The sequence below is a fragment of the Pseudomonas sp. E141 genome (assembly GCF_052659885.1).
The window spans coordinates 389,697-412,049 of record NZ_CP084024.1; the positions used below are offsets into that span (position 1 = coordinate 389,697).

General features: G+C 61.6%; 17 protein-coding genes and 1 pseudogene. 10 read left to right on the plus strand and 8 right to left on the minus strand.

Annotation, left to right across the window (positions count from 1 at the left end):
• Nucleotides 1-6: 6 nt before the first annotated feature.
• Nucleotides 7-885, minus strand: a complete 879-nt coding sequence (gene prmA, locus GKKCFE_RS01645) for a 50S ribosomal protein L11 methyltransferase (RefSeq protein WP_047227388.1) — start codon at nucleotides 883-885, stop codon at nucleotides 7-9.
• Here prmA and GKKCFE_RS01650 point away from each other — a divergent pair.
• Nucleotides 871-5,052 carry a dermonecrotic toxin domain-containing protein gene (locus tag GKKCFE_RS01650; protein WP_445577417.1) on the plus strand — a complete coding sequence of 1,394 codons (4,182 nt, stop codon included), beginning with the start codon at nucleotides 871-873 and terminating at the stop codon, nucleotides 5,050-5,052. The two genes, prmA and GKKCFE_RS01650, sit on opposite strands and share 15 nt — an antisense overlap.
• A gap of 81 nt (nucleotides 5,053-5,133) precedes the next feature.
• On the opposite strand, the gene accC is transcribed toward GKKCFE_RS01650, so the two are convergent.
• The 5 genes and pseudogenes from accC to GKKCFE_RS01675 form a co-directional block, all read right to left on the minus strand.
• Entirely contained in the window at nucleotides 5,134-6,489 is a 1,356-nt protein-coding gene (accC, locus tag GKKCFE_RS01655) for an acetyl-CoA carboxylase biotin carboxylase subunit (protein ID WP_047227390.1), read from the minus strand.
• A gap of 17 nt (nucleotides 6,490-6,506) precedes the next feature.
• A complete protein-coding gene (gene accB / locus GKKCFE_RS01660; protein WP_445577418.1) occupies nucleotides 6,507-6,968 on the minus strand; it encodes an acetyl-CoA carboxylase biotin carboxyl carrier protein in 462 nt (153 codons plus the stop codon).
• Between the two features lie 48 nt (nucleotides 6,969-7,016).
• Entirely contained in the window at nucleotides 7,017-7,469 is a 453-nt protein-coding gene (gene aroQ / locus GKKCFE_RS01665) for a type II 3-dehydroquinate dehydratase (protein ID WP_018605716.1), read from the minus strand.
• A 547-nt stretch (nucleotides 7,470-8,016) separates the two neighbouring features.
• Nucleotides 8,017-8,523 (minus strand): annotated as a pseudogene (locus tag GKKCFE_RS01670) (methyl-accepting chemotaxis protein); the annotation flags it as partial.
• Nucleotides 8,524-10,015: 1,492 nt separating this feature from the next.
• Nucleotides 10,016-11,686 carry a GGDEF domain-containing response regulator gene (locus tag GKKCFE_RS01675; RefSeq protein WP_047227393.1) on the minus strand — a complete coding sequence of 557 codons (1,671 nt, stop codon included), beginning with the start codon at nucleotides 11,684-11,686 and terminating at the stop codon, nucleotides 10,016-10,018.
• Between the two features lie 285 nt (nucleotides 11,687-11,971).
• Here GKKCFE_RS01675 and GKKCFE_RS01680 point away from each other — a divergent pair, with 285 nt between their 5' ends.
• From GKKCFE_RS01680 to GKKCFE_RS01705, 6 genes are all read left to right on the plus strand, one after another.
• On the plus strand, nucleotides 11,972-13,039 hold the full coding sequence (locus tag GKKCFE_RS01680; protein ID WP_047227394.1) for a DUF2333 family protein: 1,068 nt from the start codon (nucleotides 11,972-11,974) through the stop codon (nucleotides 13,037-13,039).
• Between the two features lie 3 nt (nucleotides 13,040-13,042).
• On the plus strand, nucleotides 13,043-13,600 hold the full coding sequence (locus GKKCFE_RS01685) for an NUDIX hydrolase (RefSeq protein WP_281459577.1): 558 nt from the start codon (nucleotides 13,043-13,045) through the stop codon (nucleotides 13,598-13,600).
• Between the two features lie 171 nt (nucleotides 13,601-13,771).
• A complete protein-coding gene (locus GKKCFE_RS01690) occupies nucleotides 13,772-14,143 on the plus strand; it encodes a translation initiation factor Sui1 (RefSeq protein WP_047227396.1) in 372 nt (123 codons plus the stop codon).
• 223 nt (nucleotides 14,144-14,366) lie between these two features.
• Nucleotides 14,367-16,280 (plus strand): arginine decarboxylase, encoded by a 1,914-nt coding sequence (gene speA / locus GKKCFE_RS01695; RefSeq protein WP_047227397.1) that lies wholly within the window; start codon nucleotides 14,367-14,369, stop codon nucleotides 16,278-16,280.
• A gap of 234 nt (nucleotides 16,281-16,514) precedes the next feature.
• Nucleotides 16,515-17,831 (plus strand): type VI secretion system Vgr family protein, encoded by a 1,317-nt coding sequence (locus tag GKKCFE_RS01700; RefSeq protein ID WP_281459576.1) that lies wholly within the window; start codon nucleotides 16,515-16,517, stop codon nucleotides 17,829-17,831.
• Nucleotides 17,828-18,625 carry a DUF4123 domain-containing protein gene (locus GKKCFE_RS01705; RefSeq protein ID WP_288911140.1) on the plus strand — a complete coding sequence of 266 codons (798 nt, stop codon included), beginning with the start codon at nucleotides 17,828-17,830 and terminating at the stop codon, nucleotides 18,623-18,625. Before GKKCFE_RS01700 ends, GKKCFE_RS01705 begins: the two co-directional genes overlap by 4 nt.
• Nucleotides 18,626-18,630: 5 nt before the next feature.
• Here GKKCFE_RS01705 and GKKCFE_RS01710 read toward each other — a convergent pair whose 3' ends face one another.
• A complete protein-coding gene (locus GKKCFE_RS01710; protein ID WP_281459574.1) occupies nucleotides 18,631-19,980 on the minus strand; it encodes an MATE family efflux transporter in 1,350 nt (449 codons plus the stop codon).
• Between the two features lie 209 nt (nucleotides 19,981-20,189).
• On the minus strand, nucleotides 20,190-20,483 hold the full coding sequence (locus GKKCFE_RS01715; RefSeq protein ID WP_047227401.1) for a hypothetical protein: 294 nt from the start codon (nucleotides 20,481-20,483) through the stop codon (nucleotides 20,190-20,192).
• Between the two features lie 164 nt (nucleotides 20,484-20,647).
• On the opposite strand from GKKCFE_RS01715, the gene GKKCFE_RS01720 reads away from it, so the two are divergent.
• Genes GKKCFE_RS01720 through GKKCFE_RS01730 form a run of 3 tightly spaced genes read left to right on the plus strand, consistent with a single transcriptional unit; the run spans nucleotide 20,648 to nucleotide 22,342 of the window.
• Nucleotides 20,648-20,953 (plus strand): MazG-like family protein, encoded by a 306-nt coding sequence (locus GKKCFE_RS01720; RefSeq protein ID WP_076382820.1) that lies wholly within the window; start codon nucleotides 20,648-20,650, stop codon nucleotides 20,951-20,953.
• A complete protein-coding gene (locus tag GKKCFE_RS01725) occupies nucleotides 20,950-21,699 on the plus strand; it encodes a methyltransferase (RefSeq protein WP_047227403.1) in 750 nt (249 codons plus the stop codon). Before GKKCFE_RS01720 ends, GKKCFE_RS01725 begins: the two co-directional genes overlap by 4 nt.
• A 25-nt stretch (nucleotides 21,700-21,724) precedes the next feature.
• Complete coding sequence (locus GKKCFE_RS01730) at nucleotides 21,725-22,342, plus strand: DUF4136 domain-containing protein (protein WP_076382818.1); 618 nt, start codon at nucleotides 21,725-21,727, stop codon at nucleotides 22,340-22,342.
• The last annotated feature ends 11 nt before the right edge of the window (nucleotides 22,343-22,353 follow it).

Sequence of the window (22,353 nt, forward strand, 5' to 3'; positions counted from 1 at the left end):
GCCATTCTAGCGCCGACGACCGGTGATGCGCACCCAGCCATCGCGATTGGCAATGGGGTCCAGATCAAAGTCCGCGGCATAGGCCGCAGCGACTTCTTCACCCTGTTCGGCCAGGATGCCCGACAGCGCCAGGCGTCCGCCCGGCTTGACCAGGCTCGACAACTGCGGCGCCAGGGACACCAGCGGACCGGCCAGGATGTTGGCCACCAGTACGTCGGCCTGAACCTGTGGCAGGTCTTGCGGCAAGTACAGGGGGAACAGCTCTGGGGCAATGTTGTTGCGCCCGGCGTTGTCGCGGGAGGCTTCCAGGGCCTGGACGTCGATGTCGGTGCCGACCGCTTCCTTGGCGCCCAACAGCAGCGCGGCAATGGCCAGGATCCCCGAGCCGCAGCCGAAGTCGAGCACGTTACAGTCTTTAAGGTCCTGGCCGTCGAGCCATTCCAGGCACAGCGCGGTGGTCGGGTGAGTGCCAGTGCCGAACGCCAGCCCTGGGTCCAGCAGCAGGTTCACCGCATCCGGCTGCGGCGCGGCATGCCAGCTCGGCACGATCCACAGGCGCTGACCGAAGCGCATCGGCTGGAAGTTATCCATCCAGCTGCGTTCCCAATCCTGGTCTTCGATCACTTCGCTGTGATGCTCGGGCAACGGGCTGCCGGTGAGCAGCTCCAGATGTGCCAGCACGCTGGCCGGCTCGGTGCCACCTTCGAAAAGGGCCAGCAGGTGAGTGTGGGACCATAACGGCGTGGTATTGAGTTCCGGCTCGAAGATCGGCTGGTCTTCGGCGTCCATGAAGGTTACCGATACGGCGCCTACTTCAAGAAACGCGTCTTCGTAGGTTTCGGCTTGTTCCGGGCTGATGGCCAGACGTACTTGCAGCCAAGGCATGGCGGGCACCTTTGGAAAAAAATCTACAGGAGGCAGCGCAGGGCTGCAAAGGCGCGCAGTGTACGCCAGGTCGCCATCAAAGTGGATAAGCGAGTCTCGTGCCGCCGGCGTGGTGTTTCGATATATATATGTATGACATGGGGGCAATGCAGGACGGATAAGGTGCGGGTCCACACAACAGGGAGGAATGTGATGGACAACACTGCCGAACGGCACAGCAACACGAGCGGCGCGGGGACGGTCTCTTCCCCGCAGGCGGAAACAGCACAAGTCATTCTGGAGAAGTTGGCACGTTGGCAGGCGGCTATCGACCAGCGATTACACGCTCAGATGCCCTTGCTGGAGGTGCTGGAAGAGTACCTGCTGGTCCAACTGCGCACCCATTATTACCAGGGCAACATCGATCCATACTTCATCGGCACCCTGCTCGATGCGGTGCTGCAACGGATGATCGACCAGACGCCGGTGGCTTTTGATGAAGAACAGGATGCTCCTTATCGCTGGCCCGGCGGGACTGATCCGGGGTTTGCGGCTGAGCGTCGGGAAGTCATCGTGCAGGTGGTGGAAGCAAGCGCTGCGGGCTTTACCCATCACTACAAAGACTATCTGCAACGTCACTGGCGCATGGCCGGGAGCGACGCCTCTCTTGAGGAGGTGATCAAGCACAGGCTCGCTGAATACCTGGCCCGGATCGATAGGATTTTCCAGCCGGAGCAACTGGCGGGGGTGGACGTCGATGAGCTGAGGGAGAAGCTTGAAAACCTTCAGGCGCACTGGCGTCTCACTAACCAGATCACCTCGTTGGCAACCGCTCAGGAACGGCGGAGTCTTCAGGCAATCGCTGGGGGGCAATTGCCTGGCTGGCTGAAGGCGCTGAGTGAAGTCGAGCGTAAACAGTTGAAGGCTTTTGAGGCACGGACCTCGCAGGCGCAGGCGCTGGTGGATGAGCTGCTCGACGGCCTGGGCTCGCTGCAGGCGTTTGCCCGGCGGCTGGCCAGGGACTATGTCAGGCGTGAACTGGACATGGAAGTCGAGCCTGACGGCATTCGAGTGCAGTTGCAGTGGCGAGGGATCATTGACCAGCCGGTGCAGACCCATAGCCTGAGCGAATTGCTGGCGGCAGGTCCGATAAGATCGGACGCTATATCGGTGTTCCTGGTGGAAAATGGCGCCATGCTGCGCAACCAGCCTCTTTCGCCGGCGTTCATTACCCAACTGCTGGCAGACGTGGATGCCCCCGCTGGGTATGGGGCAGCATTGGTCAGCCAATATGGCCGGGCAGACCTGAAGGACGCCATGCTCGATTGGTTCGTGGCGCGCCTGGAGCAAAGCGCGTTCGTGGCACGTTGTGCGGGCCATTTGAAGGTGAGCCATCACGAGGCGCTCAAAACCTTATGGGCAAACGAGACGTCGGCGCAATCGGCCAGTGCCTGGCGTGTGGCCTGCCTTGCGCTTCCAAACGCACTGAAGTGTTCCGATCTTCTGTTGTTCTACCGCGAGGACCGGTCGGGCGAGGTCAGTGATCTGTTGTTGTACGCCCCCGGCAAGCCAGATGGGCAGGAGTGGATCGAGTTGCCCTCGCTTCGGTCCGTGAATGCAGAGATAGGCGCCTGGATTGAAAGCGAAGCGGGTCGCGAATACCTGTTGCAACAACTCTCTGCAGCCGGGCGTGATGTGGCTCGGGAGTACTTTGCCGGCGTGGCGGACAAGCCGACGGCATGGGATCTGAACAAAGACCTCAGGAGCACTGCGATGGCCTTCAAAGCCTGCCTTGAGGCGTCTGTTGCAATGGGCCTGGCCAACAACCTGGCGCAGGTTGAGCAGGACGAATCGCCCCGGTGGTACGCGGCCCTGCCGCTTGACTCCCGACGCATCATCAGCAGTTTGAGCCAGGAGCTTCAGGTTCATCAGCAGGTCTTCAACGAGCAGATCGCCGGCTATGAGGTCTTTGTGGACTTCGCCAAACGTACCGTCACCCAAGCCATCGCACCGTACATGCGTAGCAAGGGGGTGCAGGAACCGGTCGATCCTGCCACGGTGCTCATCGACTACACACCCGGTCTGGCGAGTGGCAAGACCCAGGTTGCCAGCTTGCTGGAGCTGGCCATCCATGGGTATGACGACAACTCGGGCATCGACAACCCCAGAAAAGGCGTGCGCTCATCGATCGGGCAGGACCTGGGGCAGGTTCGCAGTGCGGAGCTGGCGGCCTACATCCGGCGGGCCTACGTGGGCGAGCAGTATGCGCGGCAGATCCGCGCCAGGTTCCTCGATGCCAGCGCTGCCGAATACACCAAGCGGCGTAATGCCTACCGCAACCTGTTGCTGACCCGGATGGATCGCGACCTGCGGATCGCGACGGGCAAGTCCTTGTTGAACGCCCGTGAGTTCTGGTGGCTCACCCGGCAAATCACGCTGCTGAGTGAGTCGACGCCGGTGATCGGCTCAGTGAGTTCGCAGGCGGTGGTGCAGCGCGAAGGTCTGATCCGGTTTACCGTCGGCGGTCATGTGGTATTGGGCGTCTATGTCTTTGCCTACTTTGATCCCAAAGGCGCCTATTGGCTGTACACGCCCGACGCTCCCGACGGCGTCACGTTTCGCCCATACCAGGACTTCCCCGGGGCGGTCGCCGCACGCCTGCGTGATTACGTACTGGAGCGGGTGGCCGTTGGTGCTCGTGCCGCGGTAAGGCGCTCGCTGACGGCTTTGGCGACCACGCCCCGTGGCCTCGATGTATTGCGCGAACTCAATCGGGTGATGGATATCTCGTCGCAGTTCGATGCCTACATCGAGCGCGCTGTCACGGACGTGGAAGATGTCACGAAAAGTCGCGGCGAGGTGATCAGGGATCAGGTGCTCAAGGGCCTGCTCTTCGCCTCCGCGCCGGTGTGCATGGTTTACCCGCCCTTTGCCCTTTTGCTGGATGCCGGCTTCATTGCCCTCAGTTCCAGGCAGGCGATCGAGGCGCATGGGCAGGGCGATACCGATCGCGCCCTCGGCCATTGGCTGCAAGCGACCTGGGGCGCGTTGTTCGGCATGCTTGGGGCAATGAGCATGACCCGGCTGCTCGGTCAGGCTGTCAGGAGTCTGAAGCTCGCCGTAAGGCCCATGTCCTTGGCCGCTCAGCGCCTGAGGCAGGTGACATCAGTCGCTGCCAGGGAGAGCGGGCCGCTGATCCAGCCTATCCGTTTCGATCCGAAACAGGCGGTCAGGGAAACGCCGAAGAATTTGCAGCAGGTGACCGAGGGGGCTTTCAAAGGCACCTATCTCAGCCCGTCCAGCGCTACGCAGCCGCGAAATGCTTTCTACATACTCGACAAGGGCAGGTACTACCAGGTGAGGGGGAATATCTACTTCGATGGTCTGTGCCTGGTGGATGCCCGTTATCCCGGCGCCTTTTACAAACCGCCTGTGTACAGGATGGCGGATGGCAAGTGGGCGCGTAAACCCGTTGGAATGAGTGGCGGCAATGATGATGTGCGTAACCTTGGGCGAGTGAGCGATCTTCGCGAAGCGTTTCCCGGGCATGTCTTCCCGGACGTGGCGCGGGGCGCGTTGCAGGGCGAGGCGGTGGTCGCCAGGTTCAGCGAGACGGCGGCAGACAACTATCTGTTCTCCCTGAACGCCCAGACATGCGTGATCGCTTCCTTGTACAACCCGACCACCAAGGTCGGGGCGGTCATTCATTTTGATCACAACATCCGCGCACTGATCGAGCGCAGTGTTCGCGAAGTGAAGCAGCGTTTGGGAGGGGCAGCGAAGGATATTCGCGCCATTCTGGTGGGCGGCGATTGGCTGACAGGCGCTGATATTGGCGAGCCGGTCAGATCGGTGATGAGGCGCCAGGGGCTGCAGCCAACCTGGGATCACTGGTCGTATTCTTCCTGCTTCGGTAATACCTATGGTGTGTCGCTGGATCTGCGCACTGGGGTGACGTCGGTGTTCAAGACATCACAGAGTCAGGTTGAGCGCTACTACATACCGGTGCTGGCGAGGGCGAAACAGAGTTCCGACCCGGTGTCGGTGCGTGCGCGTGGGTTCATGACGCGCTTGCGTAGTGAGCCGTTGGTAGCCAATGCCAACGGTAGCGTTCGCACCCAGCAGGGCAGGGCGGCGACGAGGGCGCAGATCGAAGCACAGGCACTCCCTACGGTAGCGCTGAGCTGAGTCATTCGCCGCCATTGTGAAAGACAGGCAAAAAAAGACCCCGGCCAATGGACCGGGGTCTTTTTTACATCACTCGGGACATCAAGCCTGATCAGCCAGCTTGTGTTCCAGGTAATGGATGTTGACGCCACCTTTGCAGAAGCCTTCGTCGCGGACCAGGTCGCGGTGCAGCGGGATGTTGGTCTTGATCCCGTCCACCACGATTTCGTCCAGCGCATTGCGCATGCGCGCCATGGCTTCGTCACGGGTTGCGCCGTAGGTGATCAGCTTGCCGATCAACGAGTCATAGTTCGGCGGAACCGCATAACCGCTGTACAGGTGCGAGTCGACGCGAACGCCATTGCCGCCCGGAGCATGGAAATGCTTGACCGTGCCTGGGCTTGGCATGAAGGTTTTCGGGTCTTCGGCGTTGATCCGGCATTCCAGCGAGTGGCCGCGGATCACCACGTCATCCTGGGTGAACGACAGTTTGTTGCCGGCGGCGATGCTGAGCATCTCCTTGACGATGTCGATACCAGTGACCATTTCCGAAACCGGGTGCTCCACCTGAACACGGGTGTTCATTTCGATGAAGTAGAAACGACCGTTCTCGTAGAGGAACTCGAAGGTGCCGGCGCCGCGGTAGCCGATGTCGATACAGGCCTTGACGCAGCGTGCCAGGACTTCCGCGCGAGCCTGCTCGTCGATGCCCGGTGCCGGTGCTTCTTCGAGGACCTTCTGGTGACGACGTTGCAGCGAGCAATCGCGGTCGCCCAGATGGATGGCCTGGCCCTGGCCGTCGGACAGCACCTGGACTTCGACGTGACGCGGGTTGGTCAGGAACTTTTCCAGATAGACCATCGGGTTGCCGAACGCCGCGCCCGCTTCGGAGCGGGTCAGTTTCGCCGAGGAAATCAGGTCTTCTTCCTTGTGTACCACACGCATGCCGCGACCACCGCCACCACCGGCAGCCTTGATGATCACCGGATAGCCGACTTCGCGGCCAATGCGCAGGGCGGTTTCTTCGTCTTCAGGCAGCGGGCCGTCGGAACCTGGAACGGTAGGTACGCCGGCGGCGATCATGGCGTGCTTGGCCGATACCTTGTCGCCCATCAGGCGGATGGTGTCGGCTTTCGGACCAATGAAGGCAAAACCGGAGTTTTCGACCTGTTCGGCGAAGTCGGCGTTTTCCGCCAGGAAACCGTAGCCAGGGTGAATGGCGGTGGCGCCGGTCACTTCAGCGGCGGCGATGATCGCCGGGATGTGCAGGTAAGAGTGCGCAGCCGACGCCGGACCGATGCAGACGGATTCGTCCGCCAGGCCCAGGTGCATCAGTTCTTTGTCGGCCTTGGAGTAAACGGCGACGGTCTTGATGCCCATCTCTTTGCAGGCACGCAGAATCCGCAGGGCGATCTCACCGCGGTTAGCGATCAGAACTTTTTCCAACTTCGCAGTCATCAAAGGCTCTCCGCGGTTCAAACGATGGTGAACAGCGGTTGGTCGTACTCAACCGGCTGGCCGTCTTCAACGAGGATGGATTCGATCACACCGCTGGTTTCAGCTTCGATGTGGTTCATCATCTTCATGGCTTCGACGATGCACAGGGTGTCGCCTTTCTTCACGGTCTGGCCGACTTCAACGAAGGACGGCGAGGACGGGGAAGACTTGCGATAGAACGTGCCTACCATTGGCGAACGGGCCACGGTGCCGTTGAGCGTTGGCGCGGCAGGTGCTGCTGGAGCGGCGGCAACTGGCGCTGCTGTCGGAGCAGGCGCGGCGGCTGGAGCCTGCATCGGTGCTGGCGCGTAGAACTGCTGGGCCGGGGTCTTGCTGTGACGGCTGATGCGTACGGACTCTTCGCCTTCCTTGATCTCGAGCTCGTCGATGCCGGACTCTTCCAGCAATTCGATCAGTTTCTTAACTTTACGGATATCCATGAATCATCAACTCCCAAGGGTCGGTCAGGGGCGTTTAACGCTTGTTGTTCAAGCTGTTGCCTGTTTTTCAAGCTGCTCTAGGGCGGCCTCCAGAGCCAGTCGGTAACCGCTGGCGCCAAGGCCGCAGATCACTCCCACCGCTACATCGGAGAAGTAGGAGTGATGGCGGAAAGGTTCGCGTTTGTGCACGTTGGACAAATGCACTTCGATGAATGGGATGCTCACTGCCAGCAGCGCGTCACGTAATGCGACGCTTGTGTGCGTAAAAGCAGCGGGATTGATCAAAATGAAGTCCACACCTTCGCCACGCGCGGCATGGATGCGGTCGATCAATTCATATTCGGCGTTGCTTTGCAGGTAGAGCAAATGATGGCCGGCATTGCGGGCCCGCTGTTCCAGGTCCTGGTTGATCTGGGCCAGTGTCACGGCCCCGTAGACGCCCGGTTCGCGGGTGCCCAGCAGGTTCAGGTTGGGTCCGTGCAGGACCAATAGGGTCGCCATCTGCTGTTCCTTGTTATCTGTGAGCAGGTGTCAGAACCCGGCGACTATGCCGCAAAGCCTTTATGACTGTCCAGTTCTCTGCAATAGCCAGCACGATGACCGATGTTTGCGCGAAATTTGTGACCATGCTCCAAGATCCGGTCACCGGCCCCTGGGATGCCTGCGCTAAACCCTGTGGGAGCGAGCCTGCTCGCGATGGCGGCGATAGATTCAACATTTCTGCAAGCTGACCCACTGCAATCGCGAGCAAGCTCGCTCCCACAGGGGGGCTGTGGTGAACATCAAGGTTGGGAATAACCCGAAACCCGCGTGGGAGCGAGCTTGCTCGCGATGGCGGCGGCACATTCAACACTGATGCAAGCTGACCCACCGCTATCGCGAGCAAGCCCGCTCCCACAGGGATCTGTGGTGAACATCAATGTTGGGAATAACCCGAAACCCGTGTGGGAGCGAGCCTGCTCGCGATGGCGGCGATAGATTCAATATTTCTGCAAGCTGACCCACTGCAATCGCGAGCGAGCCCGCTCCCACAGGGGATCTGTGCTGCTTAAACCCGAAATGCCTGAACTGCCGTGTGCAAGCGCCCACCGAGCACCAGCAGGTTGTCGCCCTGTTCCCGCCCCTGACCAATGCGCAGCAGATTATCCCCACCCAGTTGATGAATCCGCTCACTGTGATCGCGGATTTCGCTGACGGCGCCGCTTTGTTGGGCGGTGACGTCGGCGATGCGCACTGCGGTTTCGGAAATGGTCTGGATGGCCCCGACGATTTTATCCAGTGCGCCGTCCGCCGCTTGTGCCTGGTTGGCGGTGGCTTCGGCGTGTTCGACCTGGGCGCGCATGCCGTCCACCGACTGGCGCGCGGCCAGTTGCAGGCGGGCGATCAGTTCCTGGATCTCGGCAGTGGCGCCCGCCGTGCGTTGGGCCAGGGAGCGGACTTCTTCGGCCACCACCGCGAAACCTCTTCCCATGTCTCCGGCGCGTGCGGCTTCGATGGCGGCGTTGAGGGCCAGCAGGTTGGTCTGATCGGCAATCGAGCGAATCACTGTCAGCACGCCGCCGATGGTGGCCGATTCCTCGGCCAGTTGTTCGATCATTTGTGCGTTGCCTTGCACTTCGCCCACCAGCGCATGCAGGCCGGTGAGGCTCAGGCCGATGACTTTCTGCCCTTGCTCCACAGCATGCCCGGCGCTACGGCTGGCGTCGGCGGCCTGGCTGGCGTCACCGGCTACTTGTTGAATGGTCGCTTCCAGTTCGCTGAGAGAGTCGCGAATCAGCGCCGTGTCACCGGCCTGGTGCTCGGCGCCGCTGTGCAATTCTCCACTCAGCTCGGCCAGTGCCCGGCTGCTGCCAGCGACCTGCTCGGCATTCAGGCGAATGGTGCCGACCAGATCCACCAGATACGCCCGCAAGCGATTGAGCGAGGCCTGGATGTCTTGTAACTCGCGGTTGCTGGCGCCCACATGAATGTCGCGGCTGAAATCCCCTTCGGCCCAAGTCGACAGGGCGGGTGCCAGATTCGTCAAAGTCCGGGCCAGGCGCCGCTGCAAGGTGTCGATGAGCAATGCGATCAGCAGGATTAGGCCGATCATCAATCCCTGAATCAGCCGAACTTCGCCCTGGATCTGGCCATGTTGGGCGCGAACCGCCGACTCCATGGCATCGATCGCCTGTTGCACATCGGCGATTTTCAAGTGCGTGGCGCTGCTCAGTTCTGTGCGCTTCTGGATCAATGCGCGAGTGCGCCCCAGTTCGGCAGGGTAGCGGCCGAGCAGGCTGTTGAGTTCGCGCTTGAGGGCGATGCCGGCGTCTTCGGCGACGGTTTCTTCCTGGGTCTGCAAGCCCATCAGCGCAGCGAAATCATCGCCCTGCGCTTCGTTGCTGGCTGTCACGCCCAGCAGCGGCAGGCTGTCGAGGCTCTCGGCTTGTGTGCGGATGCTCTGCAGTTCCCGTTCGACATCGGCGGCCAATTCGCTGCGTCCGCTGCTGACCAGTTTGTCCCGGGCGAGGGACAGTCGGCCCAGATGTTGCGAAGCGGCGAACAACGGCGGCAGGTAGGCCGGGGCGCCATTGGCGTATTGCGCAAGGCGGTCCAGGCTCGCGCTCAGTTCCCGTTCGGCCTGCAACAGCAGGGCTTGCGGATCGCCCGCCAGCTTACCGGCGGCCAGCAGATCGGTCTTGCTGAAGCCGTCGAGGCTGGACAGGCTTGGGCGCAAGCTCTTGGCCAACTCGGGCGGAAATTGGTCCAGGTCCTTTTGCAAGGTATCAATGGACTGGGTCGCTGCGCTGAGGCGCAAGGCGTCGCCGCTGGCCAGGTAATCTTCGATGTTGCGCGCCACCTCGCCCTGGAACTGCCGCGACAGGCTCAGGTAGCGCTCCATCAACAGATAGGGGCGCTCCAGGGCGATTTGCGACCACCACAGGGTGCAAGCCAGGCCAAGGCACACGGCAACTAAAAGAAGGGTATTGAGATTGGTCAGCAGCTTCAGGCGCATCAAGGGTCTACCAAGGGCAGAATCGTAAGTGCTTGAAGTTATTGCGTTTGGGTTACAGGTTTATGACTGAATCGGTGGATTCCGATGAAAAGGTGGCACTTTGCTTTGATTGCCGCGCGCTTTGTACCCGATTGCGCCCTGCGTGCTTGGCGCGGTACAGCGCTTCGTCCGCCTGGCTGGCCATCATCAGGCTGTCGGACTCTTCGCTCATCTGCACCACGCCCGCGCTGAAGGTGCACCACAGGTCCTGGGGCTGCGCCGGGTAGTGAATTTCGGCAAAACGCTGGCGGATTTCATCCAGTACCTTGTAGGCCGCATCGATATCCGTGTCTGGCATGACGATGGCGAACTCTTCACCGCCGTAACGGCCGATGAAGTCGGTCTTGCGCAGACGCTGCTTGAGAAACAGCGCCAGGCTTTTGATCACCCGGTCGCCCATGGGGTGGCCGTGGCTGTCGTTGACCCGTTTGAAATGGTCGATGTCCAGCATGGCAAAGCTCAACGGCTTGCCTTCGCGGCGAGCGCGGAAGCAGCAGTCTTCGAGCAATTGCAGGATATGGGTGTGGTTGTAAAGACCGGTGAGGCTGTCGCGGACCATCCGCGCCTTGAGGTTGCGCGCCCGGGCCGCGCGATTGCGCACGGTGGTGATCAGGTGCCGGGGTTTGATCGGTTTGGTCAGGAAGTCGTCGCCGCCTTCACTCATGGCGTCGAGCTGTTTGTCCAGGTCGTCTTCGGCGGACAGGTAAATGATCGGCACGCTGACATAGCGGTCATTGTGGCGGATCACCTTCGCCAGCTCCGTGCCGGTGCAGGCGGGCATGTACATGTCGAGGATGATCAGATCAGGCTGGAAATCCGCCAGCTCGGCCATGGCCTGGATCGGTTCGATCAGCGTGCGGGTGACGATACCGGCGCTGTTGAGCAGGCGCTCGGTGTGCAGGGCCTGGGCACGGGAGTCATCAATGATCAGCACTTTGTAGGGTTCGTACTGGGCAACGCAGGTCAGCACTTCGATCTTTTCCAGCAGGCTCGAAGCTTCCAGGGTGCCGGTGAGGAACTCCTGCCCGCCGGCGCGCACCGCCGCCAGGCGTGTCGGCGTGTCGGTTTCCAGCAGGCTGAAGAACAAGAGCGGCAACGGCTGCTCCAGGCCTTCCTGGGCTTCGGCGGCCAGTTTCAGGCCGATGCCGGGGCCGCTGAAGTCCACGTCCATGACAATCGCGGCCGGCAGGCGCTCGACCATCGAAGCCCGAAACGCCGCCACGCTGTCGAGCGCCTGGGCGCTGAGGCCGAAGAACTCCAACTGCTTGGCCAGCCGCTCGGCGCGGTCATGGTCCTGCAACATCACGTAGATGGGTTTGCGCAGCGGCGGCAGGAAGGTCTGTTCGAGCTGATCGCCATGGCGCAGGCCGGTGCGGGACAGGCGCTGCATCAGTCGATTGATTTCAGTGATCAGGTGGCTGCTCAGACGCCCGCGATTGGCTTCCACCGCTTGCAGCGATTGACTGATGCCCTGGGCGAGCTGGCAATGCTCCGGTTGCTCGAAGCGCTCGGCAAAGCGCAGCAAACGCAGGTTGGCTTCGCTGAGCTCCGACAGGTCGACGCCTGACCATTCACTGCGTTGCAGGCGCTGCCAGATCTCCAGGATCTGACGAGCCTGGTGAATTACCCGCTGGGCAAAGTGGTGCTTGAGGCGCTCACGGCTGGGGTCTTCTGGCTCGGTCATATCCTGACTACTAGTTAGGGTGCATGCTGAGATCGACTGGTGGCTCTATGCTAGCACCTCTTTTCATTCGCATGAGTGTCATACGTCAATAATCTGTCTTGGGAGGGTATTCAGTTTATGACCGGTCAGTTTCGTAGGCTGGTGACAGCGCTTCCTTTATAGTGGCCGTTCGATTGCCCTGTCGTGGTCGGCATGATTTGCGCCGCATTATCGCGTTTCAAATCAGGCACGATGGCGTAGGGTTGTGGTCGAACCGTGAACTCAAGTGATTGAAGGGACATCGCCATGCTGGACTGGAAAAACCGCGCGGGCAGCGCGCCTGAACGTGCCGCCGAGCCGAAATCGGCCACCCGCAGCTACCTGGGTGGGCTTTTTTTCAGCCGGGCACTGGCCACCCTGGTCGGCCTGTACTTGCTGGTGACCATTGCCGTCGGCTGGTACTGGAGCCAGGAGCCCGCCCTGTTCCCCGTGCAGCAGAACGCCCAGGCGGCCGCGGAGAAGGAAGGCCGGCAAATGGTGATCGGCTACACCACCGTCGAGACCCTCAAGACCGTGGCCGAAACGCTGCTGACCAAGCCAGGTGGCTACATTTCCAACGACCGGTTCCCGCCGGGCCTGTGGATGGACAACATGCCGAGCTGGGAATATGGCGTGCTGGTGCAGGTACGCGACCTGAGCCGCGCTCTGCGCAAGGACTTCGCCCGATCCCAGTCCCAGTCCGCCGAGGACGCCGACCTGGCCAAGGCCGAGCCGCGCTTCAACTTCGATAACCGCAGCTGGGTGCTGCCCTCCAGTGAGTCGGAGTACCAGGAAGGCATCACTCTGCTGAGCCGCTATCAGGCGCGCCTGTCCGATCCGAACCAGAAAAGCGCGCTGTTCTATGCCCGCGCCGATAACCTGAATAATTGGCTGGGCGATGTCGGCACTCGTCTGGGTTCGCTGTCCCAGCGCCTGTCGGCCAGCGTGGGCCGGGTCAAGCTCAACACCTCGCTGAAAACCGAAGTCACGGCCCCGGGCCAGGTACCGCAAGTGGACGAGGAGGTGGTCGAAACCCCGTGGATGCAAATCGACAACGTGTTCTACGAAGCTCGCGGCCAGGCCTGGGCGCTGTCGCATTTGCTGCGCGCAATCGAAGTGGATTTCGCCGATGTGCTGGCAAAGAAAAACGCCACGGTCAGCGTGCGGCAGATCATTCGTGAACTCGAAGCCTCCCAGGAGCCGGTCTGGAGCCCGATGATCCTCAATGGCAGCGGCTTCGGTGTATTGGCGAACCATTCGCTGGTGATGGCCAACTACATTTCCCGCGCCAACGCGGCGGTGATCGACTTGCGGCAACTGCTGAACCAGGGCTGACAGATGGAAGAAAGTCCGCGGGAGGTCGCTCATCGAGTGGCCTCGGATGCCGAGCTCATCGCTTGGGTCGATAAAAACGACAACCTGCTTGGCAGCCTGGTGCGTGCGGACCTGCGTGAGCGCGGTCTGATCGGACGCGGCACCTACATCATGCTGTTCAACTCGGCCGGTGAGTTGTGCGTTCATCGGCGGACCCTGAGCAAGGCGATCTATCCGGGTTTCTGGGACGTGGCGGCCGGCGGGATGGTGCAGGCCAACGAGACCTACGCCGAGTCGGCGGCTCGAGAGCTGGCGGAAGAGTTGGGCGTGAGCGGCGTCGAACTGACGGCCCATGACCATTTTTATTTCGAAGACAGCGGCAGTCGCCTGTGGTGCTCGGCGTTCTCGGCCGTGTGGGACGGGCCGCTGATTCTGCAACCTGAAGAGGTACTCGAGGCGCGTTTCCTGGCGGTCGACCAGGTGCTCGATGAAATCCAGCACAAGCCTTACTGCCCGGACTCTCTGGCGGCACTGGAGCGCTATTTGCGAGCCCATGGCGATGATGTCGCAAAGAAGCGCTAAATTGGCGCCGATTGGCCCTTAGCAAGTTAGCTTTTTGCCGTTACACTGCGCGACTTTTCAAGCTGAATCGCTGTCTGCGATCCAGTAGCGCTGCCCCTGCCTGAGTGGGGCTTCGCGGTCGGGGCACTTACTTTTGCCCGGCCAGTCTTTGTCCTCCCAAGAGGATTGCCGGTGGCCAAAAAAGCCGCATCCTTCGCCGCCTTGGGCGGCCTGGTATTTTCTACCGACGCCGGTCGTCATTGCCCTGATTGCCGCCAGCCGGTGGATGCCTGCATCTGCAAACAGACCACCATCCCGGAAGGTGACGGTATCGCTCGCGTGCGCCGTGAAAGCAAAGGTCGCGGCGGCAAGACGGTGACCACGATCACTGGCGTGCCGCTGGCCGAGGACGCGCTCAAGGAACTGGCCACCACGTTGAAGAAACGCTGTGGCACCGGTGGTGCTTTGAAAGACGGCATCATCGAGATCCAGGGCGATCACGTCGAGCTGCTGCTGGCGGAACTGACCCGACACGGCTTCAAGGCGAAAAAGTCCGGCGGCTAGCAGCCTCTGTGAAAACCACCCTCGGCTTGATTCGAACCCTTTCTACGAAGCACGGTTCGAAGTCGCCCACATGGTTTTCACAGAGCCTGTTCTGAACGGGTTTCTAAACTCAGCGCTGTGAGCAGGGTCTACCTTGCTTACAGGCAAATCGTCATTTCCATTCTCTAGACTGCTCCAGCCTCCTACCGGATGGTGCATTTTGACTTCTTTATAGGGGACTTCGATGTCCGTACGACGCACACGCAAAGACGATGGCAGCCAATGGACAGTTGCGGACAGCCGCAGTGTTTACGGGATCCGCCATTGGGGGGCCGGGTATTTCGCGATCAATGACGCCGGTCGCGTCGAAGTCCGTCCGAACGGTCCAGGCAGTTCGCCCATCGACCTGTTCGAGCAAGTCGACCAGTTGCGCCAGAGCGGCCTGTCGCTGCCCTTGCTGGTGCGCTTCCCCGACATCCTGCAAGACCGCGTGCGCCAGCTCACCGGAGCGTTCGACAGCAACATCGCGCGCCTGGAATACCAGAGCCAGTACACCGCGCTCTATCCGATCAAGGTCAACCAGCAGGAAGCGGTGATCGAAAACATCATCGCCACCCAGAACGTTTCCATCGGTCTTGAGGCCGGCTCCAAGCCCGAGCTGCTGGCGGTGCTGGCCCTGGCGCCCAAGGGCGGGACTATCGTCTGCAACGGTTACAAGGACCGCGAGTTCATTCGCCTGGCGCTGATGGGCCAGAAACTGGGCCATAACGTCTTCATCGTGATCGAGAAAGAATCCGAAGTCGGCCTGGTGATCGAAGAAGCCGCGTCGCTCAAGGTCAAGCCACAGGTCGGCCTGCGGGTACGCCTGTCGTCCCTGGCGTCGAGCAAGTGGGCCGATACCGGTGGCGAAAAGTCCAAGTTCGGCTTGTCTGCCGCGCAACTGCTGTCGGTGGTCGAGCGCTTCCGCGCCGCTGGCCTGGATCAGGGCATCCGCCTGCTGCATTTCCACATGGGCTCGCAGATCGCCAACCTGGCGGATTACCAACATGGCTTCAAGGAAGCGATCCGCTACTACGGTGAGCTGCGCAACCTCGGCCTGCCGGTGGATCACATCGATGTTGGCGGTGGCCTGGGCGTGGACTACGACGGTACGCACTCGCGCAATGCCAGTTCGATCAACTACGACATGGACGATTACGCTGGTGTCGTGGTTGGCATGCTCAAGGAGTTCTGCGATGCCCAGAGCCTGCCGCATCCGCACATTTTCTCGGAAAGTGGTCGCTCCCTGACCGCCCACCACGCGATGCTGGTGGTGCAGGTGACCGACGTCGAGAAACACCACGACGACGTGCCGGTGATCGAAAACAAGGAAAGCCTGCCGGAGACCGTGCAGTGGCTGGTTGACCTGCTGGGCCCGACCGATATCGAGATGGTCACCGAGACCTACTGGCGCGCCACCCACTACATGAGTGACGTGGCCGCCCAGTACGCCGACGGCAAGCTGACCCTGGCGGAAAAAGCCCTGGCCGAGCAGTGCTACTTCGCCGTGTGCCGTCGCCTGCATAACTCGTTGAAGGCCCGCCAGCGTTCCCATCGCCAGGTGCTGGATGAACTCAACGACAAGCTCGCCGACAAGTACATCTGCAACTTCTCGGTGTTCCAGAGCCTGCCGGACACCTGGGCCATCGGTCAGGTGCTGCCGATCCTGCCGCTGCATCGCCTCGATGAAGAGCCGTTGCGCCGCGCCGTGCTGCAAGACCTGACCTGCGACTCCGACGGCAAGATCAAGCAGTACGTCGACGAGCAGAGCATCGAAACCAGCCTGCCGGTGCATTCCCTCAATCCGGGCGAAGATTACCTGTTGGGCATCTTCCTGGTGGGTGCCTACCAGGAAATCCTTGGCGACATGCACAACCTGTTCGGTGACACCGACTCGGTGAACATCTACCAGAATGCCGACGGCAGCGTGTACCACGCCGGTATCGAAACCCACGACACCATCGAAGACATGCTGCGCTACGTGCACCTGTCGCCGGAGGAGTTGATGACCCACTACCGCGACAAATGCGCCAGCGCCCGTATCAGCGCCGCCGAACGCACCCAGTTCCTGGATGCCCTGCGCCTGGGGTTGACGCGGTCGTCCTACCTGTCTTCCTGATGGCGGCCTGAACGCCCTCCGGGACTGTCAGAAAATACACCGTGTGCTGCGGGTTTTTTCGGATAGTCCCGGAGGGCGTTTTTATTTGTGCCGCTGTTATTTCCGAACACTGGTGCATTTAACCGGTGGTGTCCTTATTTCGTGTAGTCCCTTTCCTAACTTGTACTTGGGCTCTCTACTCGGCCATGGCTCTCAGCGAGAATCCTCAGCCGCCCCTCCTGTAGAGAAACGCCGATGTCCGATCCAGCCAGCGAGCCGTCATTTCGTCTGGAGATAGCCGGTCTGCCCGAATCCTTTGTTGTCGTGGCCTTCACGGGCAGCGAAGCCATCAGCGAACCCTTTGTCTTTGATGTGGAGCTGTTGATCGGCGATACGCCCCTGGACCTTGCCGGGTTGCTCTACCGCAGCGTCTGGTTGAGTTTCGACGCTGGAGGGCGGGGCATCCATGGGCAGATTCACGAGCTTGTCCAGCATCGTCAGGGCGCTGGTTGCCGGGTGCGCATCGGGCCGAAGCTGACGTGCCTGGCGCAACGATTCAGCCAACGGGTGTTCAGTGCCCGCTCAGTGCCGCAAATCATTCGCCAGGTGCTCAAGGCCCACGGCATTGCCGGACGCCAGGTGTGCCTGGCTTTGAGTGGTGATTATCCGCTGCGCGATTTCTGTACCCAATATCGGGAGTCAGATCTGCAATTTCTCCAACGCGTGTGCGCCGAGGCGGGCATTTACTTCCATTTCGAGCAGGCTCGGGATGGGCATTGCCTGGTTTTTGCTGACAGCACGGACGATTCCCTGCCCGATGGCGAGACGCTTTACAGGCTCGAGGGAACGGCTCCGGCGGTGCGCAACTGGCGTGTACAAAGCGATGTTTCGGGGGAGCAGGTAGCCTTGGGCCGCAGCGATCTGATGGGGCTGCATTGCGGCCGGACGCTGTCGCTGGCAGGGCACCCTGTCGAAGGCTGGAACCAGCCCTGGCTGTTGACGAAAGTCGAGCATCGCGCGCAGGCCGGCGTATATGGCAACCATTTTCGCGCCATTCCTGCGGGATGGCCGTTCGTGGCGACCGGGGTTGCGGCAAAACCTCGCATGCTGAGTCGGCAGCGCGGCTGGGTGGTCACGGTCGATGAGCCGCAGATGCAGGTGACGGGGCGAGTGGCGGTGCAGTTCGACTGGGTCTATCAGGGGGAGGGAGCCAGTCCCAGTCATTGCTGGCTGCCGTTGGCCCCTGAAGTGGCCGCTTGGGGGCACGCCATTGGCAAGGGCACCGAGGTGCTGGTGAGTTTTATCGAGGGCGACCCGGACCGTCCATTGATCAGTGCATTGCTCGACGCGCCGGCATCTCGGGAAGAAGGGGATGAGTCACTCCTGAGCGAAACATCCCGACCAGTCCATGAGGCCTCTGGCATCGACCCGCTTCTGTTGGCGGCGATCCAGAGTGCCGAGCCGTTGGTGTTGTTGTGTCTGTTGCCCGGGGGCGGCAGCTTCAACCCCTGTAGCCAGCCGTTGTGCACCTGCCGCATGCTCACGCAGCTCGGCGCGGGCGCTGCTCCATGAATGCTGCCGCCATGTCTGCATCAGCGCCGCAATGGCTGCTGCTCGACGTACCCGGTGCGCCGGACACCGCGCAGCGTTTGCAGGAGCAGTTCGCCGAGATCCGGCGCTTTGCCTTGTTCGAAGGCACCGAATTGCACGGGCTGAGGGAGCATGGTCCGTTGCTGGTGGATTTGCAGCAATCGCCGGCACTGGCCAGCCTGTGTCACCTGGATGCCGGCGCCTGGCCGGGGCTGTTGTTGGTCAGCGGAGCGTCAGAGGCGCAGTTACTGGCGCATCTGCGGCGCATGTTGACGGTGACGTTAGGCCTGCATCACAAGGCCTTGCTGAACTATTACAACCCTCACACGGCCAGTTATTTCTTCGACGGTTGCGATCCTCGGGAACTCAGTTGCTGGCTGGGGCCGATCAGCCTGGTGCGCTGGTTCGGCGGGACCTGGGGTGACAGGACCATCGGCAGCCAGGGCTGGCAGCAACTCTGCAATCCGGGCCTGGCAGTACCGGCACTGGAAAACGAACACAGTCTCAGCGACTGGCAGCAAAGTCAGTTGCAGCGATGTCTGCTGGAACGCCACGTCTGGCAGTGGTCTTGTTCTACCGGACGGGATTTCCGCCTGCTCTGGGAGGACTTGCAGCAAGGGCTGACCCTGGGGTTCACCGAACGACCGGTACTCGACGACTGGTTATGGCTGCGCCTGCAGTACCCCAATGCCCGACCCGTGCCGGGGCTCAAAGGCGGTTCGCAGCGCGAACGCCTGGATCACCTGCGGCGGCTGTGGCAGGACAATCAAGGTTGAAAAGGTCAATGGGCGCCGGCACCGAACCAGCTATCGCGCTGTTGCATGCGCCAGGCGAAAGCACCCAGGGTCAGGCTGCGCAAAGCCATGAACAGCAGGAAAGTGATCCACAGCCCGTGGTTGCCCAGCGCTTGCAGTACCCAGGCAAACGGCGACACCAGCAACAGGGTCAACAGCATGCCGTTGCGCATTTCCCTGGCACGAGTGGCGCCGATGAACAGGCCATCGAGCAAATAACTCCAGACCGCAATCAACGGCAGCGCTGCCAGGTAAGGCAGGTAGCGGTAAGCGGTGTCGCGCACGTCCGGAATATCGGTCTGCATATCGATGAACAGGTGGCCGGCGAGCAGAAACAGTAAGGCAAACCCCACGCTGGCAATCAATGACCATCCGCAGGCCACCACCAGCGAGCGGCGCAGGGCCAGGCGGTCGCGGGCGCCGATGGCGTGACCGCACAGCGCTTCGACGGCATGGGCCAGACCGTCCAGGGCGTGGGCTGTCAGCAGCAGACCATTGAGCAGCAGCGCGTTGGCTGCCACGGTCGCATCCCCCAGACGCGCGCCTTGCACCGTGATCAGGAAGAACACCGCTTGCAGCGCCAGGCTGCGAATGAAAATGTCCCGGTTCACCGCCAGCAACGGACGCCAGCTTTGCCACACCCCCAGGGCCGCCCAGGCGATCTGCCCCGGCCAGACCCGCAGCGTGTTGCGCGCCAGGATCAGACCGACCAGGGCGCCGGTCCACTCGGCAATCACCGACGCCCGGGCCGAACCGGTCACGCCCCAGTCCAGGCCGATCACGAACCACAGGTTCAGGGCGATGTTCACCAGGTTGGTCACCAGCAGGATCGCCAACGGCGCCCGGGCATTCTGAGCACCGAGAAACCAGCCCACCAGCGCATAACTGGCCAGCGCCGCTGGCAAGCCAAACAGCCGGGTGTGGAAAAAGTCCCGGGTCAACTGCTCAAGCTCGGCGGATGGCTGCATGAAATGCAACGCCACGCCACTCAACGGCACGCCGACCGCTCCCAGCACCAGCGCCAACCCCATCGCCAGCAGCAGACCTTGCAGCAGCACCTGCCTCAACGCCGCTCCATCCCCACGCCCGGCTGCCTGGGCGGCGAACCCGGTGGTGCCCATGCGCAAGAAACCCATGGCCCAGGCCAGCACCGTATACAAACTCGCCCCGACCGCCACCGCGCCTAACTGATGGGCATGGGGCAAGTGGCCGATGACGGTGCTGTCCACCAGCGCCACCAGCGGCACGGAAATGTTCGAGAGAATCATCGGCGCGGCCAGCGCCCATACCCGGCGGTGGGTAAGACGGTCGCGCCAGTCGGTGATCAGGTTGGACATGCGAGCTCCTTGGCGGAGCGCGATTGTAGCGGGTTCTCGCATGATCGTTCTCATGCTCCGCGTGGGAATGCCTCTAGGGACGCTCCGCGTTCGATCTCAAAAAACTCTGTGGGAGCAAGGCTTGCCCGCGATGAAGATGACGCGGTCTTTCAGGGCGCCGAGGCGCCTGTATCGCGAGCAAGCTTTGCTCCCACACAGTGCTCTCGGCCCTAGTGAATGATCCAGCTCAACAACCACAACCCCAGCACCAACCAGATAATGCCCAGGATGATCGATGCCCGCATGAAGGCGCGGATTGCCGAGTACAGCAGCATCAGCCCGAGGATCAGCGCAATGATGCTGATGATCGAGGTGTCCATGCCCAGTGTGCGCGACAGGCCATCGACAAAGTTGCCGCCAGCATTGGCCAGGGTGTTGAACAGGCCGCTGAGCAGGTCGACGATAAACCGGATCACCGAACCGAGCGCCTGGCCGAGCCATTCGAAAAAGCTTTCTACCTGCATGTGTACATCCTGATGAGAGAGATCGGAATCGAGCCTTGGGCTTCTGGTTGTAAGAGCGGCTGAAGGCCAAGATCGTTCGATTATGGGGCAAAACGCCGCTTCGTACTGAGACGCTTGCCTTCCCTCGTCATCCCCCCGAAGCTATGCGCATTCAGGAGACCCCGATGAACCTTGTTGAACTGACCGAACGCCTGCATGCCATTCGTGACCATAACGATTGGCGGCAATTTCACAGCCCGAAAAACCTCGCCATGGCCGCCAGTGTGGAAATGGCCGAACTGGTGGAGATTTTCCAGTGGCTGACCGAGGACCAGTCGCGCCAGTTGCCGGCGGACAAGCTGGCCCACGCTGGGCAGGAAGTCGGTGACATTGTGTTGTACTTGTTGCTGCTGTGCAGCGAGCTGGGGTTGGATATGGAGGCTGTGGTGCGCAGCAAGCTGGCCGACAGCGAGCGGCGGTTCGGCCAATGAGCGATCGCCATTTCGATCAGCTCGCCACGCGCTTTGCTGAAAAAATCTACGGTGGGGCCAAAGGTGCGATCCGCCTGGCGGTGCTGCAGGCCGATCTGCTTGAAGCCTTGCCTGAGCGTCCGTTGCGTGTGTTGGACATAGGCGCCGGCTTGGGTCACATGTCGTTGTGGCTGGCCGAGCGCGGCCATCAAGTGACCCTGGCCGAGCCAGCCGAGCCCATGCTCGAAGGTGCCCGTCAGCGGTTCGCCGATGCCGGTCAGAGCGCAACGTTCATTCAGGCACCGTGGCAGGCGCTGCCCGACCAGCTCACTGAGCCTTACGACCTGGTGCTGTGCCACGCGGTGCTGGAATGGCTGGCCGAACCCCATGCGATCCTGCCGGTGCTGCATCAACTCACGGTTCCGGGCGGCTGGTTGTCCCTGGCGTTCTACAACCGCGACGCGCTGGTTTATCGCAACCTGCTCAAGGGGCATTTTCGCAAGTTGCGCAAAAATGACATGGCCGGTGAAAAACAGAGCCTGACCCCGCAACAACCCCTTGATCCGCGGGAATTGGCGGCGCAACTTGAAGGCGTGTGGCAGGTCGAAACTCAAAGTGGCGTGCGGGTTTTCCATGACTACATGCCGGTGGAGTTCCAGGGCCGCGTGGAGCTGGCGCAGTTGCTGGAGATGGAGCTGGCTCACCGCCGCCATCCGGCGTTTGCCGGGTTGGGGCGTTATCTGCACTGGGTCTGCCGTCCCCTCTGATCTGAAAGAGCAATCGGAGCGCGAAATGAAAGGTCGTTCAGGGTTGTTGGTGTTGTGCCTGGGACTGGCTGCCTGCCAGGGCAGCAACCCGTATGTCGCCACGTCTAACCCGCTGCCACCGGCGCCGCCGCAGGCCGCCACGGTGTTTGACCGCAGCGCTTACCCCGCGCCACCCCGTGACTACGGGCGCTATCGCAGTTGGGCCTGGCTCAACGGGCGACTGCCACCGGGCACCGCTTGGGCGGACTCGGCCCAGGTGGCTGAAGCGGTGAGCAACGCCCTGGATCAACGCGGCCTGCGTCCATTGCATGACAACCGCCCGGCCGACCTGTTCGTCAGTGCCGACCTGCGCCTGGAAACGCGCGTGCGTCAAGTTCGGGACGACTATGATTCCGGTTACTACGGCGGCTATAACCGTTACGACCGCTACGGCCCCGGCTATGGCATGTATCACTCGGTGCCGGTGGTGCGCACTTATCGGGAGCAGGTCGTGGTGGTGCGAGTGGACCTGTTCGATGCCCGTAATGGTCAGCCGGTGTGGAGCGCCAGCGCCGAGACCAGCCAGCGCGGCAGTCAGAGCGCGCGCACCGATGCCATTCGCGAAGCGGTGGAAAAAGCCCTGTCGGCTTATCCTCCAAGTTGATTACGCAACGG

Bases quoted from the DNA above. Each gene is read 5' to 3' on its own strand.
- prmA (WP_047227388.1), bottom strand. From the start codon at position 885: ATGCCTTGGCTGCAAGTACGTCTGGCCATCAGCCCGGAACAAGCCGAA.
- accC (WP_047227390.1), bottom strand. From the start codon at position 6,489: ATGACTGCGAAGTTGGAAAAAGTTCTGATCGCTAACCGCGGTGAGATC.
- accB (WP_445577418.1), bottom strand. From the start codon at position 6,968: ATGGATATCCGTAAAGTTAAGAAACTGATCGAATTGCTGGAAGAGTCC.
- aroQ (WP_018605716.1), bottom strand. From the start codon at position 7,469: ATGGCGACCCTATTGGTCCTGCACGGACCCAACCTGAACCTGCTGGGC.
- GKKCFE_RS01675 (WP_047227393.1), bottom strand. From the start codon at position 11,686: ATGACCGAGCCAGAAGACCCCAGCCGTGAGCGCCTCAAGCACCACTTT.
- GKKCFE_RS01680 (WP_047227394.1), top strand. From the start codon at position 11,972: ATGCTGGACTGGAAAAACCGCGCGGGCAGCGCGCCTGAACGTGCCGCC.
- GKKCFE_RS01685 (WP_281459577.1), top strand. From the start codon at position 13,043: ATGGAAGAAAGTCCGCGGGAGGTCGCTCATCGAGTGGCCTCGGATGCC.
- speA (WP_047227397.1), top strand. From the start codon at position 14,367: ATGTCCGTACGACGCACACGCAAAGACGATGGCAGCCAATGGACAGTT.
- GKKCFE_RS01700 (WP_281459576.1), top strand. From the start codon at position 16,515: ATGTCCGATCCAGCCAGCGAGCCGTCATTTCGTCTGGAGATAGCCGGT.
- GKKCFE_RS01705 (WP_288911140.1), top strand. From the start codon at position 17,828: ATGAATGCTGCCGCCATGTCTGCATCAGCGCCGCAATGGCTGCTGCTC.
- GKKCFE_RS01710 (WP_281459574.1), bottom strand. From the start codon at position 19,980: ATGTCCAACCTGATCACCGACTGGCGCGACCGTCTTACCCACCGCCGG.
- GKKCFE_RS01715 (WP_047227401.1), bottom strand. From the start codon at position 20,483: ATGCAGGTAGAAAGCTTTTTCGAATGGCTCGGCCAGGCGCTCGGTTCG.
- GKKCFE_RS01720 (WP_076382820.1), top strand. From the start codon at position 20,648: ATGAACCTTGTTGAACTGACCGAACGCCTGCATGCCATTCGTGACCAT.
- GKKCFE_RS01725 (WP_047227403.1), top strand. From the start codon at position 20,950: ATGAGCGATCGCCATTTCGATCAGCTCGCCACGCGCTTTGCTGAAAAA.
- GKKCFE_RS01730 (WP_076382818.1), top strand. From the start codon at position 21,725: ATGAAAGGTCGTTCAGGGTTGTTGGTGTTGTGCCTGGGACTGGCTGCC.